This window comes from Corynebacterium phocae (assembly GCF_008693075.1).
Taxonomy (GTDB): Bacteria; Actinomycetota; Actinomycetes; order Mycobacteriales; family Mycobacteriaceae; genus Corynebacterium; species Corynebacterium phocae.
Genome location: NZ_VXKJ01000010.1, coordinates 1 through 14,837 on the forward strand (window position 1 = coordinate 1; position 14,837 = coordinate 14,837).

A 14,837-nucleotide genomic window follows, 5' to 3' on the forward strand; every position below is an offset into this window, starting at 1 on the left:
GGATGCTGATGGCGATGGTGTGAATAACGCTGATGAGGAAGCCATTGGTACCGATCCGCTTGATCCTGATTCTGATGATGATGGCACCACTGATGGTGCAGGTGACTTCGACAAGGATGGCAAGACCAACGCTGATGAGTCAGTCGTTCCGACTGATCCGGACACCGGCAAGGATATTCCTACTACCGATTCTGATGACGATGGTTTGGGCGATATCGATGAGACTGACGTCAATCCGAAGGATGGTAAGAACGACCTGACCGACGGAATGAATACTGATGCTGGTGTTTCGCCGCAGTGTGTTGCTGCTGCTGCGACGACTTCTATTCCGTTGATTCTGCTGCTGCCTCTTGGTTTGGCTACGCAGTTGCATATTCCGGCTCTTGCTCCTTTGGAGCGGATGATTGGTGAGCAGATTGCTCGTATCAATCATCAGATTGAGCAGGCTAATGCTGGTTTGCAGCGTCAGTTGGGTATCTACAATGGTCCTGGTGCTGCGCAGGCTAAGCAGATGAGTGATGCGTTGAGGCAGTTCGGTCCGGTTGCGGGTCAGGTTCTTGGTGGCGTGGCTTTGGCTGCTGCTGGCATCTTGGCTATTAGCTGGGTTGTTGACTCCTGTACTGGTAAGCCAGTTGAGGGTGAGGGTTCTACTGCTTCGTTCGATGGTTCGTCTTTGTCTTCGAAGATTTCCGCTGATACTGAGGGTAATTCTTCGGTAACCCCGCATGGTTCTTCGAAGGAAGAAAACAAGGGTGACGGGACCCAGGGTGACGGCACTGGAAACATGGGTGACGGTACCAAGGATGAAGGTTCCTCGGCTGATGGTTCTTCCGCTGACAAACCTGTTGCTGAAGATCCGAAGGGTGACTCTTCCCAGAGTTCCACGGATTCCTCTGACGCTCCTGAAGTACCAGCTGGTGAGTAAATCACTGTGGTTGGCTAGCTAGTTTCCAGAATTGGTGAAGCGCTCTCCTGTAGTCCTTGAGGCTATGGGAGGGGATCACCGGGGACTAGGTGGAAACGTGTTGGAAAGTGACGTCTAAACGCTTTCCCATCTTTTAAAAACTTGCCGTCTCGTGGCTTTCGAGCTGTGGGGTGGCGGCCGCTTTGGGAGGCGGCGGTAAAACGCCTTTCGACTTTCGAGAATATGGAAATTTGTCTTAGTGCTTGGGTATAGGTGCTAAGACAAATTTTCCAGTTTTAACGACCAGTAGAAAAATGTGTTGATTCGTTACACCGGTTGTTCCCGGACAAGCGTTCTCGTTTTAAAAAAATATAGACTTTATATTCCTGCTGGTTTGATTAGGTTTTAAAGACAAACTTGTCCTGAGGGGGTATTTGGCCCTACGAGGTGAATACTTGAGGTTTGTAAACTTCCCGATATACAAATTACTCTGAAAGTTGTATATATTCTTCGAAGAACGTATGGAAATTGTCCCCGTTTATGAGGTCGTTTAGTGCTCTTGCACTTTTGCTAATTCAGGTTTAGCTAAGTTTTGATCTAGTGTGGAGATGTGGTGGCCCCGTTTAAATCTAGTGTGATGAATGCCATAAATTTAAAAAGGTGCAGGCCAAACGTTGGGGCTGCATGAAAGTGCAGGTCATTTCAGGTGGGGAAATCGGGCACCGGGTCAGGTCTGGAGAGTGGCGAAATTCCCCGATAGAACCCCCCTCACTAGAAAAAGGTTGCCGAAGTGAAAATTTTAACCTAGGATAATCTGTGAGATTCTTAGGAATTTCTATACCCATCCACGGGGTTTAAATCCTGTGGCAAACGTAGGGGTTGTTAATTTCAGATTCGCATTCCCTACGTCGCATTTTTCCATGTTCTCGAAAGGACACCAATGCTTAAAAAAGGCATGAAACGAAGCGCCGTCGTTCGTCGACGCGGCACTTCCCTAACAGCGGTAGCTCTGTCTGCTGCCCTCATTACTTCATTCGTTCAACCAGTTGTTTCTCCACAATCCGTGAGCCAAGCTACTGCGGCACCTAATGTCCCTGGTACCACCGTTGCTCCAGTTGCCCCTAACTACTCCAATTTGATTGATGCCGACGGCCTGCTTAGCGGCGCTCAGGTAGGTTTGGGAACGCCCCACACTTTGCATGGACACGTGGTTCTGCAGGAAATTACTGCCAACTCTGCGGTCAGTCGGTTTGATAAAGCTGGTGTCAATGGTGTTCCTGTGCGTATGCAGTTCAGGGACTCTGACGGTGTTATCTCACCTATCTACTCTGCCACGACTGACCAGTTGGGCAATGCTAATGGCACTTACTTGTTTGACCTGCGTGCTAAAGACGAAGATGGCAACGTCCTTACTCACCCCGACGCACCGGGCAATGGTACGTATTCCTTTATTGACACCAATGGCAAGCCGCACGTGTTCGGGCCTTGGGGAAATCAATCCTATCGCCTGTGGGTAGAAGAGCCTGCCGTCAATGAAGATACCGGTAACAAGTTGCTTTATACCCGCCAGACTCCGGGTGCTGTTCCGGGTGCGTGGATTAGGGTCAACCAGTCGAATGTTGCCGGTACTACTTACGTTGCCGGCAGCTATATGGAAAATACTTTGATGGCCCTGACGGAGGTGCCTCCGTTGTCTTCCAATGACTCCTATATGGTCCGCGAGGATAGCAATGGTGATAGTGACATCATTGTTGATGACATCGGATTTGTTGAAGGCGGTGTTGATAACTCGTTGTCTGGCATTGTGTGGGAAGATAATCTTCTCAACGAGCGTGGCTCAAACGGTACGGCTTATAACGGCCAGGATGTTCCGTTGGAGGGCTATAAGGTTTTTGCTTCCACGTTGACACCTGTTGCTGCTACCCGGTTCGAGGAAATTCGAAATATGCCGTGGACTGAGCAGGCGCTTGCTACTAAGGAAGCTATTGAGAATATGCGGGGCAATGGTGAAGAGCCAATTGCTGCGACGGTAATGGCCACTACGAATGCTGATGGCAAGTACACTTTGCGCTTTCCTGATGGCAAGTTTGATCCATCCAATATGTATATGTGGGTTGAATCCCCGGACGGTGAAGTAGTCAAGGCTGTTTCTTATTTTCCTACTCCTGTCTTCCAACCGTGGAATGGCAACGCTAACTCAGGGCCAACCAGTAGTGGTGCATTGGGAATTGGGCCATTTATTTTCAAGAAGAATAGCTATGATCGTGCGCATTTTGCGGTAGTCAATTACAAGCCGGTAAAGCTCGATGTGACTAACTATGACACGATTGCTAATCCCGCAGATCGTGGTGATACCGCTGAGGTTGATCTAACGGGCACCTTGCCTAAGAGTGGCAAAGCGTTTGTGCGGTGGACTGATTCTGCTGGTAACAAGGTCGGGGAGGATATTCCGGTTGTCACTTTGGCTGATGATGCTAAAGCTTCGTTGACTGTTCCTGCGGATGCCAAACTCGGTGAGATTTATACCGCTACTTTGCATAGTGGAACGGGCCTAGAGCTTGCTGCCGACGCTTTTGCTGTAAAGAGTGCAAATGCCGAGGTAGCTTACGAGCCACAGACTTACATTGAAGGTCAGGGCGGACTTGTTCCGGCACCAACGTTTACCGATCCAGCCACTGGTGACGAAATTGAGATGCCCGATGGTACGAAGTTCTACAACGAGGACGAAACCGTCGCCGACGGCGGCACGCGCCCAGCGTGGTACGACGTTAATACCGACGGCACCATCACCATCGGCCCCGATGCCCCTGTCGGAACTCACCAAGTACCAGTAGTTATCGGCCACCCCAATGGTGAGCAGGTCACGGTCAACGCTGAGGTGACCGTTGCCCCCAAGGACAAACTAAATGCTTCGTTCACCCCGAAATACAGTGAAACGCTGGTTGTTCCGGGTACTGCTGTTACCTCGTCTCCTACGTTCGCAGGTAAAGATGGCAGTGATGTTCCGGTAGCGGATGTTCCTATCAAGTCTGCTGTTATTGATCCTAGTTTCACTGATCCTGACGGCTATACCGTTGAGATTGATGAGGCTACTGGTGCGGTAACTGTTACGGCTGCTGATGGTACGAAGGTGGAAACCGTTGAGGTTCCTGTTGTTATTACTTATGACGATGGCTCTACGGATGAGGCTACGGCTACGTTCTTGTTGGATACTGATGGTGATGGTAAGCCTGATACCACGGACACCGATGATGACAATGATGGCGTTTCTGATTCGGATGAGGATGCTGCTGGTACCGATCCGAAGGATGATAACTCTGTTCCTTCGACTATCGGTGATATCAGTGATGTGACTGGCACTGTTGATGAGCCGATCGATGCTATTGATGTTCCAGTCGAGAACGTGCCTGAAGGTGGCTCAGTTAAGGTCGAGGGTTTGCCTGATGGCCTAAACTACGATCCGAAGTCTGGTCAGATTACGGGTACTCCGACTACTGCTGGTGAGTCCACCGTGACTGTGACTGTTCTTGATAAGGATGGCAATCCAGTCAAGGGTGCTGATGGCAATGATGTGACCGAGAATTTCAAAATCACCATAGATGAGGCTGGCACCGATGCCGCTTCGTTTAAGCCGGCGTATGAGGAGACGTTGATTGTTCCTGGTACTGATGCGGTTTCTTCGCCGACGTTTACTAATGCTGATGGTGATTCTGTTGATATTGCGGATGTTCCTTTCAAGGACGCCAAGATTGATCCGGATTTCACGGTTCCAGATGGCTACACCGTTGATGTCGATGCGGACTCTGGTGTTGTAACTGTCACTTCTGAGGATGGTCAGACGGTTGAGGAGCTTAATGTTCCGGTTATTATCACCTATGATGACGGCTCTGAAGATAAGGTGACTGCGCCGTTCTTGTTGGATACTGATGGTGATGGCAATCCGGATACCACCGATCCTGATGATGATGGCGACGGCGTTTCTGATGCTGATGAGGAAGCGGCTGGTACGGATCCGAAGGATGATAATTCTGTTCCTTCGACTATCGGCACTATCAATGATGTGACTGGCACTGTTGGTGAGCCAATCGATGCTATTGACGTCCCAGCCAAGAAAGTGCCTGAAGGTGGTTCGGTTAAGGTCGAGGGTCTGCCGGATGGCTTAACCTACGATCCTGAGTCTGGTCAGATTACGGGTACCCCGACTACTGCTGGCACTTCCACTGTGACTGTGACTGTTCTTGATAAGGATGGCAATCCAGTCAAGGATGCTGATGGCAATGATGTGACTAAGAAATTCGTCATCACAATCTTTGAGCCGGGTGTGGATCCCAATGACGTTGATGGCGACGGTATCCCTAATGATAAGGATCCGGATGCTGATGGCGATGGCGTGAATAACGCTGATGAGAAGGCTATTGGAACTAACCCGCTTGATCCTGACTCTGATGATGATGGCACCACTGATGGCGAAGGCGACTTTGATGGCGATGGCAAGACTAACGCTGATGAGTCGGTAGTTCCTGATAGTTCTGTCTCCGACGATGATGGTGACGGCCTGGGCGATGTCGATGAGACTGACGTCAATCCAAAGGATGGCGTCAACGATTTGGTTGACGGTGTTGATAAGGACGGCGACGGTATTTCTAATGATAAGGATGCGGATGCTGATGGCGATGGTGTGAATAACGCTGATGAGGAAGCTATTGGTACCGATCCGCTTGATCCTGATTCTGATGGTGATGGCACCAGCGATGGTGATGAGGACTTCGACAAGGATGGCAAGTCCAACGCTGATGAGTCGGTTGTTCCTGATGCTCCTGTCACCGATGGGGACAATGATGGTTTGGGCGATGTTCCTGAGACTGACGTCAATCCTGAGGATGGCACCAACGACTTGGTTGACGGTGTTGATAAGGACGGCGACGGTATCCCGAACTCTGAGGATCCGGATGCTGATGGCGATGGTGTGAATAACGCTGATGAGGAAGCCATTGGTACCGATCCGCTTGATCCTGATTCTGATGATGATGGCACCACTGATGGTGCAGGTGACTTCGACAAGGATGGCAAGACCAACGCTGATGAGTCAGTCGTTCCAACTGATCCGGACACCGGCAAGGATATTCCTACTACCGATGCTGATGACGATGGTTTGGGTGATGTTCCTGAGACTGACGTCAATCCAAAGGATGGCACCAACGACTTGGTTGACGGTGTTGATAAGGACGGCGACGGTATCCCGAACTCTGAGGATCCGGATGCTGATGGCGATGGCGTGAATAACGCTGATGAAAAGGCTATTGGTACCGATCCGCTTGATCCTGATTCTGATGATGATGGCACTTCTGATGGTGCCGGTGACTTCGACAAGGATGGCAAGTCCAACGCTGATGAGTCGGTAGTTCCTGACGCTTCTGTCACCGATGGGGACAATGATGGTTTGGGTGATGTTCCTGAGACTGACGTCAATCCTGCAGATGGTGTCAACGATTTGGTTGACGGTGTTGATAAGGACGGCGACGGTATCCCGAACTCTGAGGATCCGGATGCTGATGGCGATGGCGTGAATAACGCTGATGAAAAGGCTATTGGTACCGATCCGCTTGATCCTGATTCTGATGATGATGGCACTTCTGATGGTGCCGGTGACTTCGACAAGGATGGCAAGACCAATGCTGATGAGTCTGTTGTTCCTGACGGTGAAGTCACCGATGCTGACGGCAATGGTTTGGGTGATGTTCCTGAGACTGACGTCAATCCTGAGGATGGTGTCAATGATTTGATTGATGGTCCTAATGGTGACGTTGATGGCGATGGCATCCCGAACTCGAAGGATCCGGATGCTGATGGCGATGGTGTCAATAACGCTGATGAAGAAGCTATTGGTACTGACCCGCGTGATCCTGATTCTGATGATGATGGCACTTCTGATGGTGCAGGTGACTTCGACAAGGATGGCAAGACCAATGCTGATGAGTCTGTTGTTCCTGACGGTGAAGTCACCGATGCTGACGGCAATGGTTTGGGTGATGTCCCTGAGACTGACGTTAATCCAAAGGATGGCACCAATGACTTGGTTGATGGGTTGAAGACTGATCCTGGTGTTTCGCCGCAGTGTATTGCTGCTGCTGCGACGACTTCTATTCCGTTGATTTTGCTGCTTCCTATTGGTTTGGCTACGCAGTTGCATATTCCGGCTCTTGCTCCTTTGGAGCGGATGATTGGTGAGCAGATTGCTCATATCAATCACCAGATTGAGCAGGCTAACGCTGGTTTGCAGCGTCAGTTGGGTATCTACAATGGTCCTGGTGCTGCGCAGGCTAAGCAGATGAATGATGCGTTGAAGCAGTACGGTCCGGTTGCTGGACAGGTTCTTGGTGGTGTGGCTTTGGCTGCTGCTGGCATCTTGGCTATTAGCTGGGTTGTTGACTCCTGTACTGGTAAGCCAGTTGAGGGTGAGGGTTCTACTGCTTCGTTCGATGGTTCGTCTTTGTCTTCGAAGATTTCCGCTGATACTGAGGGTAATTCTTCGGTAACGCCGCATGGTTCTTCGAAGGAAGAAAACAAGGGTGACGGAAACCAGGGTGACGGCACTGGAAACATGGGTGACGGCACCAAGGATGAAGGATCCTCAGTTGATGGTTCTTCCGCCGACAAACCTGTTGCTGAGGAGCCGAAGGGTGACTCTTCCCAGAGTTCCACGGATTCCTCTGACGCTCCTGGAACACCAGCTGGTGAGTAAATCACTGCGGTTGGCTAGCTAGTTTCCAGAATTGGTGAGGCGCCCTCCTGTAGTCCTTGAGGGTACGGGAGGGCATCACCGGGGACTAGATGGAAACGTGTTGGAAAGCGGCGTCTAAACGCTTTCCCCTTTCGAGAAAAGTCTTGTTCACTACAGCCTGCGGGCGTAGGGGCAAGACTTTCGAAGTTTTTGGGCTAAAGGCTCTGATGTTTTCGAAGCCGTACGGGGGCATGGCGGTGCGTGGGGCGGGGGCATCGGCGGATAGGCGCGTGCTGGCGCAGCGATGGCACCGGGGCTCAGTGTCTGTTTTTCTGTTTGTTTTTTCTGTTTGTTTTTTCTTGTCGCGTTTATTAGCGGGTATTCTCTCGTCTTTTCGCTGGCGTCTACTGCCGTGAGATTGCGCCGCCATGGCTAAACTCTGAGGCTTTTAGGGTGGGGTGCGGGGGCATTAGCCGGCCGTTGCTGGAGGTGGGGTAGGGGAGGGCCCGGTGGCTGAATGGGGAGGAATTTGGGAGCCTGCGGGGGTTAGTTTTGGCTTGTGTTCTGCGCTGATGACTGCCGTGCGTGGTGGGCTGTGACCTGGGGGAAACTTCCTGAAACCCGGTGGGGTAGTGCGGCTCATGCGAAAGATTGATACCTAACGGGGTGGACTTTGCGGTGGTATTCGCGGGTGTGGGGGAATTCACATCAGGTCGGACATTTACGCAACTGCGGTGTTGCGTATTGGACAGTGTCCAAGCGTGACGGGAGTTTTATTATTTTGCTTTTAGGTGATCCTTGCCTAAAAGATGTGTGTTTTATGAAGAAAGTACTGGTAAGGACTGGCAAATAGCGTAAAAGCAAGTAGTAGGCAGTGCGGTTACCTGCGTAAACTATATACCGACTATGGAGGTGTCATGACTGTAAGAAATCCTGACCGTGAAGCACTCGCCCACGGCCGTATTACTAACGAATCTATTCGCACGAAACCAGGTGTACCAACCTGGGCATTGAAGCTCATTATGGCCGTAACCGGCCTGCTCTTTGCACTCTTCGTTGTAGGCCACATGGCCGGCAACTTGAAGATTTACCTACCCGCACACGACGGGGAAGAAGCCATTGACGTATATGGCCACTTCCTGCGTGAGCTGGGTGAGCCACTAATCCCTTACGGCTATTTCCTGTGGATTGTCCGGATGGTGTTGCTGGCAGCCATTATTGCCCACATCTACGGCGCAATTGTTCTCACGGCACGCTCTAAGGCTTCCCGTGGCAAATTCTCCCGCACCAACCTGATGGGTGGCCTGGATTCCTTTGCTACCCGCACCATGCTGGTAACCGGCATTGTGTTGCTGCTGTTTATCGTCTTCCACATCCTGGACCTGACCCTGGGTGTTACCCCGGCTGCACCGGATGAGTTCATTCACGGTGCGGTGAAGCACAACATGATTGCTACGTTCTCCCGCTGGCCTGTCACCATCTTCTACGTGCTGGCTAACCTGTGCCTCTTCCTGCACCTGACCCACGGTATCCGCCTTGCGGCATCTGACTTGGGCTTGACCGGCAAGAAGACCCGCCAGGTATTCGTGATTTTGGCCTACATCATCCCAGCGGTTGTCGTACTGGCCAACATTGTTATGCCGCTTTCCATCGCCCTGGGCGCGGTTTCTTAAAGAGGAGCATAAACAACCCATGACTAACACTGAACTCAAGCGCGAGCACCCGGGTTTTGAGCACCCAAAGTCCATCATTCCCACCGTTAAGCCCGGCCGTATCCTGGAATCCCAGGAGCCACACGGTGTGCCCATGAAGGACATGTGGGACTACAACAAAGACCACATGGAGCTTGTCTCCCCGCTAAACCGCCGCAAGTTTGAAATCTTGGTTGTCGGCACCGGCCTGGCCGCCGGGGCATCGGCAGCATCCCTGGGTGAACTTGGCTACAAAGTTAAAGCCTTCACCTACCACGACTCCCCACGCCGTGCGCACTCCATTGCTGCACAGGGTGGTGTGAACTCCTCGCGTCACAAGAAAGTGGACAACGACTCCGCTTACCGTCACGCCAAGGACACCGTCAAAGGCGGAGACTACCGCTGCCGCGAGTCTGACTGCTGGCGCCTAGCCGTAGAGTCCGTTCGCGTAATTGACCACATGAACGCCGTTGGCGCGCCGTTTGCCCGTGAATACGGCGGAACGCTAGCAACCCGTTCCTTCGGTGGTGTACAGGTCTCCCGTACCTACTACACCCGTGGACAAACCGGCCAGCAGCTACAGCTGTCCACCACCTCTGCGCTATACCGCCAGATTGGCCTGGGCAACGTGGAGCTGTTTGCACACCACGACATGCAAGACGTCATCACCTATGAGGACAAAGGTAAAAAGCGCTGCGGCGGTATTGTTACCCGTAACCTCATCACCGGTGAGCTCAAGGCCTTCACCGGCAACGCAGTAATCCTGGGAACCGGTGGCTACGGCAACGTCTACCACATGTCCACGCTGGCAAAGAACTCCAACGCCGGCGCCATGATGCGTGCCTACGAGCAAGGCGCCTACATCGCGTCACCCGCCTTCATCCAGTTCCACCCAACGGGCCTGCCGGTTAACTCCGAATGGCAGTCCAAGACCATCCTGATGTCCGAGTCGCTGCGCAACGACGGACGCATTTGGTCCCCGAAGGAGCCCAAGGATGACCGCGACCCAAACACCATCCCGGAAGAAGAGCGTGACTACTTCCTGGAGCGCCGCTACCCGGCGTTTGGCAACCTCGTTCCCCGTGACGTTGCATCCCGTGCTATCTCCCAGCAGATCAACGCCGGTCTTGGCGTTGGACCCCTGCACAACTCCGTGTACCTGGACTTCCGTGACGCCATTGAGCGCCTGGGCCAGGATAAAATCCGTGAGCGTTACTCCAACCTCATTGACATGTATGAGGAAGCCATTGGTGAAGTAGCGTATGAAACCCCCATGCGTATTGCACCTACCTGCCACTTCACCATGGGTGGCCTATGGACCGACTTCAATGAGATGACCTCCATTGACGGCCTATTTGCCTCCGGTGAGTGCTCCTGGACCTACCACGGCGCAAACCGCCTGGGCGCAAACTCCCTGCTATCTGCGTCTGTGGACGGCTGGTTCACCATTCCGTTTACTGTTCCAAACTTCCTGGCACAGCACCTTGGTGAAGAAAAGCTGTCTGAGGAATCCGCTGAGGCCCAGGAAGCCATCCAGCGCGCGCAGGCCCGTATTGACAAGCTGATGAACATCCGCGGAACCGACCCCCACGGGCCGGCCTACTACCACCGCCAGTTGGGTGACATCCTGTACTGGGGTTGTGGTGTGTCCCGCAACATCAAGGACCTGCAGACCGCCATTGAAAAGATCCGCGTGCTGCGCGAAGACTTCTGGGCCAACGTCCGCATCCCCGGTGACCAGCATGACATGAACCAGGTCCTGGAGTACGGCCTCCGCGTTGCTGACTTGATCGATTTGGGCGAGCTCATGTGTATTGACGCACTAGACCGCGACGAATCCTGTGGTGCACACTTCCGCGATGACCACCTCTCCGAGGACGGTGAGGCTGAGCGTGATGATGAAAACTGGTGCTTCGTCTCCGCCTGGGAGCCAGGTGAAGTTGAAGGCGAATTCATCCGCCACGCAGAGCCACTGTACTTCGATTCGATTCCGCTAATGACAAGGAACTACAAGTAATGAAACTGACACTTGAGATCTGGCGTCAGGCCGGACCGACCCAATCGGGCAAGTTTGAAACCGTCCAGGTGGATGACGCTGAAGAGCAAATGTCCATCCTGGAGCTGCTAGACCACGTCAACGAGGGCTACATTGAGCGCGGCGAAGAACCGTTTGCGTTTGCCTCCGACTGCCGTGAAGGCATCTGCGGCACCTGTGGCCTTTCCATCAACGGCCGCCCCCACGGCCCGGGACAAAACACCCCTGCCTGCCAGCAGCGTTTGTTCCAGTTCAAAGATGGTGACCACCTGAAAATTGAGCCATTCCGCTCAGCCGCTTACCCGGTTATCAAGGACATGATCGTTGACCGCGCAGCCCTAGATCACCTCATGGAGCAAGGTGGCTACGTCTCTATTGACGCCGGCACCGCCCCTGACGCTGATACCCTGCACGTCAACTTTGAAACCGCCGAGTTCGCACTGGACCACGCCGCCTGTATTGGCTGCGGTGCCTGTGTGGCATCTTGTCCAAACGGTGCAGCGCACCTGTTCACCGGTGCCAAGCTGGTTCACCTTTCCCTCATGCCGCTGGGCAAGGAAGAGCGCGGCCGCCGTGCCCGCAACATGGTAGACGACCTGGAGACCAACTTTGGTCACTGCTCCCTCTACGGCGAGTGCGCCGATGTCTGCCCGGCAGGCGTCCCACTGTCCGCCGTAGGCGCAGTAACCAAGGAACGCGCACGCGCCGCTTTCCGCGGCAAGGATGACTAATCCACGTTGCTCACCGTGGGAAGGCCGGTTCGTGGGAGACCGCGGGCCGGTTGCACCGCAGGGAATAAGCCCCGGGGTAGTTTGAGCCCGGAGCAGCAAGATGAAAAGGTGGTTCTTGCCACCTTGGCTAGCACCGCCTGGTGCTGGTGTTATATCCTGATCTAAGAAACAACAAAATTTAGGAACGAGAGAAAGTGCCACTATGAGTGACAAGCAAGCAGTAGCTGATTTTGCTAGCGAGACCTACCCGGAATACTCGTACAAGATTCAGGACAGCTATATCGAAGGATATGACCCTGTTTCCTACGCCGCTCCGCACTCCTCGTTGCTGCGTATCTCCACCTGGGTTGGCATGGGTTTGATCCTTTCCATCCTTCCCGCCCTGGGGATTGTTGTTTGGGGTCTGGGTTCTATGACCTTTGCATACGGCACCTCCTCCCAAGGTGAGCAGCCGTTTATCACCCTTATCATCGGCGTAGTTGCCCTTGCCGTGGTGGTAGTAGCAATGTTCGCCTCCATTAAGTACGGCCGCCGTTACTACCGTCAGTACCGTAAAGAGACTGGCCGCATTAACTAACGCCTCCTAGCTTTTCTAGCGCCTCCACCCGCATAGCCGCGGGAGGAGGCGCTGTTTCTTTCACACCGGCTTGCCAGGTTTTAAGGGCATTAGGCTAATGTTTTGGTGTGGGCCTGTGTACAGGGCCCCGTATTTTTCATTGCCCCTTGACCAACGAGAGGACCTTTCCCGCGATGACTCACCGCGCCCCGGAACCAATAAAGGTTAACCCCTTGATGCTTGGCCCAGAAACCGAGGCCGCTAAGGCTGCGGAGCTTCGCCGGTGGAAGAACTGGATGCTGGCGCTGCTGGTGCTGGCGGCCGTAATCTTCCTCAGCTGCTCCTGGTGGCAGTCGCAGGCCGGCGGCGCGCCGGCCTGGGTGGGTTTTGTGCGGGCAGCGGCCGAAGCCGGAATGATTGGCGGGCTGGCGGACTGGTTTGCCGTCACCGCGCTGTTCCGGCACCCCATGGGCCTAAAGATCCCCCACACCGCCCTTATTCCCAACAACAAGGACAAGGTGGGGGATACCCTGGGCACCTTCGTGGAAGAAAAGTTCCTCACTAAAGAGGCCCTGTCTGAGCTAGTGCGCAAAGAGCAGATTCCGCTCAAAGCCGCCAGGTACCTAGTCCACAACGGCGGTGCTGAGCGCCTTTCCCAAGAAGGCGGACGCCTGATTGTGGCGGCGGTGCGCAACATCTCCACAGCGGAGGCCACAGAGTTTATCAATACCCAGGTGATAGCACGCCTGCGGGACCCGGAGTGGGCGCCGCCCGCCGGGCGTATTTTGGAAACCTACATAGCGGACGGCAAAGCGCGCCCCCTGGAAGATGACCTGATTCATTGGGCGCATGCCAAAGTAGGCACGCTGGAAGAAGAAGTCATTGTGCTGGTTGATGAAAAGATGCCCGCCTGGCTGCCAAAGTTTGCCCGCGGCATGGCGGGGGACAAGGTCTATGATGCCATTGTTTCCTGGGCTGATGACGTATTGGTAGACCCCAACCACAACGTGCGGCTGGCGCTGCGCCGGGGCTTGGCCAAATTTGCGCAAGACCTCCAGTATGACCCCGCAATGGTGGCCAGAGTCGAGGGCATCAAGGAAGAATTCTTTGACTCCGCCCAGATGCAGCAGGCCCCCGGAGCGCTGTGGGCAACGGTTTCTGAGACAATCATAGAACAGGCAAAAACGCCGGAGTCTTACCTACGCACCAAGCTGGCTGAAGTTGCCCGGTCCACGGGCAAGAGGATTATCAGCGATACAGACTTCCGGAAGAAACTGGACGGCTACGTGGACACGGCCACCGAATTCGCGGTGGATAACTACTCCAGCCAGGTTATTGAGCTAATTCCCGCCACCATCAAACAGTGGCCGGTGGAGGAGGCTTCGCGGGTAATTGAGCTACAAGTTGGTAAAGATCTGCAATTCATCAGGCTAAACGGCACGGTGGTGGGTGCGCTGGCCGGCCTGGCACTCTACACTGTGAATGAAGTTCTGTTCTAAGTTTTACGTAAATATTCTCCACTAGGTCAAAGGAAAAACAATGTCTATTTTTAACTCTGTCAAGCAAGCCGGTATCTCTGCGTTTAAGGTAGCTAAGACTTTTGCGGGAAACCTCCGGGAGGAATCCGCTCCGGTCAAAGAGAAAGTCAAGGAAACCAAGGAATCCGTGAAGGCTTCCCGTCGGAAGAATGATGCTGCTGGTACTTCTGCTGGCACTTCTGCTGGTACTTCTGCTGGTACTGCCGCTGCTGACGGTGCTGCTGGGACCGCTGCTGGTACTGCCGCTGCTGACGGTGCTGCTGGCTCGGGCGCTGACTCCTTGGTTGCCCACGGCAAGGACTTGGCCGGAACTGTGATTGGTGGCGTAGCCCGCGCAGCTGAGAAAACCGCCAAGGATGACACCTTCGCGGAGGCAAAGGAAGAGGTCACCAAGGCAGTGGCTGATATCCGCGAGCAGCTCAACGAAAAGGCTGCTGCGAAGAAGCCTCACACCCAAACTGGTTCCGCGAATGCGGGCGCAACCGATGAGGCAGACATTGTCGACGGTGAAGTAATCTCCGTGGACAATGAGCACCCCCACACTGACAACAAGTAGCTGGGGCTTTAAGGTACCTACCTGTGCGCCCGGCGGTGGTAGGGGCGGGGATTCCCGCCGGCCCCAGGGGCGTTGCAGTAGCTGTTGCTTGCGGTGCGCTTGAGC

Annotated in this window: 7 protein-coding genes and 1 pseudogene; all 8 read left to right on the forward strand. The window is 53.8% G+C overall.

Annotated elements, in window-relative coordinates; translation table 11 throughout:
• A pseudogene (locus tag F4V58_RS12400) lies at window positions 1–925 on the forward strand (hypothetical protein); the annotation flags it as partial.
• A gap of 934 nt (window positions 926–1,859) precedes the next feature.
• Window positions 1,860–7,646: a YPDG domain-containing protein gene (locus F4V58_RS00880; protein ID WP_170252481.1), complete on the forward strand. Its 5,787-nt coding sequence runs from the start codon at window positions 1,860–1,862 to the stop codon at window positions 7,644–7,646.
• Between the two features lie 896 nt (window positions 7,647–8,542).
• Entirely contained in the window at window positions 8,543–9,298 is a 756-nt protein-coding gene (locus F4V58_RS00885; RefSeq protein ID WP_075732556.1) for a succinate dehydrogenase cytochrome b subunit, read from the forward strand.
• A 19-nt stretch (window positions 9,299–9,317) separates the two neighbouring features.
• Window positions 9,318–11,333, forward strand: coding sequence for a fumarate reductase/succinate dehydrogenase flavoprotein subunit (locus F4V58_RS00890; RefSeq protein WP_075732558.1), 2,016 nt, complete (start codon window positions 9,318–9,320; stop codon window positions 11,331–11,333).
• Window positions 11,333–12,082 carry a succinate dehydrogenase/fumarate reductase iron-sulfur subunit gene (locus tag F4V58_RS00895; RefSeq protein WP_075732560.1) on the forward strand — a complete coding sequence of 250 codons (750 nt, stop codon included), beginning with the start codon at window positions 11,333–11,335 and terminating at the stop codon, window positions 12,080–12,082. The genes F4V58_RS00890 and F4V58_RS00895 overlap by 1 nt, the downstream gene beginning before the upstream one ends.
• Window positions 12,083–12,284: 202 nt before the next feature.
• Window positions 12,285–12,659 carry a hypothetical protein gene (locus F4V58_RS00900; protein WP_075732562.1) on the forward strand — a complete coding sequence of 125 codons (375 nt, stop codon included), beginning with the start codon at window positions 12,285–12,287 and terminating at the stop codon, window positions 12,657–12,659.
• Window positions 12,660–12,874: 215 nt separating this feature from the next.
• On the forward strand, window positions 12,875–14,137 hold the full coding sequence (locus F4V58_RS00905) for a DUF445 domain-containing protein (RefSeq protein WP_150385654.1): 1,263 nt from the start codon (window positions 12,875–12,877) through the stop codon (window positions 14,135–14,137).
• Window positions 14,138–14,177: 40 nt separating this feature from the next.
• Complete coding sequence (locus F4V58_RS00910; protein WP_075732566.1) at window positions 14,178–14,732, forward strand: hypothetical protein; 555 nt, start codon at window positions 14,178–14,180, stop codon at window positions 14,730–14,732.
• The last annotated feature ends 105 nt before the right edge of the window (window positions 14,733–14,837 follow it).

Coding starts and splice junctions, on each gene's coding strand:
- F4V58_RS00880 (WP_170252481.1), top strand. CDS start 1,860: ATGAAACGAAGCGCCGTCGTTCGTCGACGCGGCACTTCCCTAACAGCG.
- F4V58_RS00885 (WP_075732556.1), top strand. CDS start 8,543: ATGACTGTAAGAAATCCTGACCGTGAAGCACTCGCCCACGGCCGTATT.
- F4V58_RS00890 (WP_075732558.1), top strand. CDS start 9,318: ATGACTAACACTGAACTCAAGCGCGAGCACCCGGGTTTTGAGCACCCA.
- F4V58_RS00895 (WP_075732560.1), top strand. CDS start 11,333: ATGAAACTGACACTTGAGATCTGGCGTCAGGCCGGACCGACCCAATCG.
- F4V58_RS00900 (WP_075732562.1), top strand. CDS start 12,285: ATGAGTGACAAGCAAGCAGTAGCTGATTTTGCTAGCGAGACCTACCCG.
- F4V58_RS00905 (WP_150385654.1), top strand. CDS start 12,875: ATGCTTGGCCCAGAAACCGAGGCCGCTAAGGCTGCGGAGCTTCGCCGG.
- F4V58_RS00910 (WP_075732566.1), top strand. CDS start 14,178: ATGTCTATTTTTAACTCTGTCAAGCAAGCCGGTATCTCTGCGTTTAAG.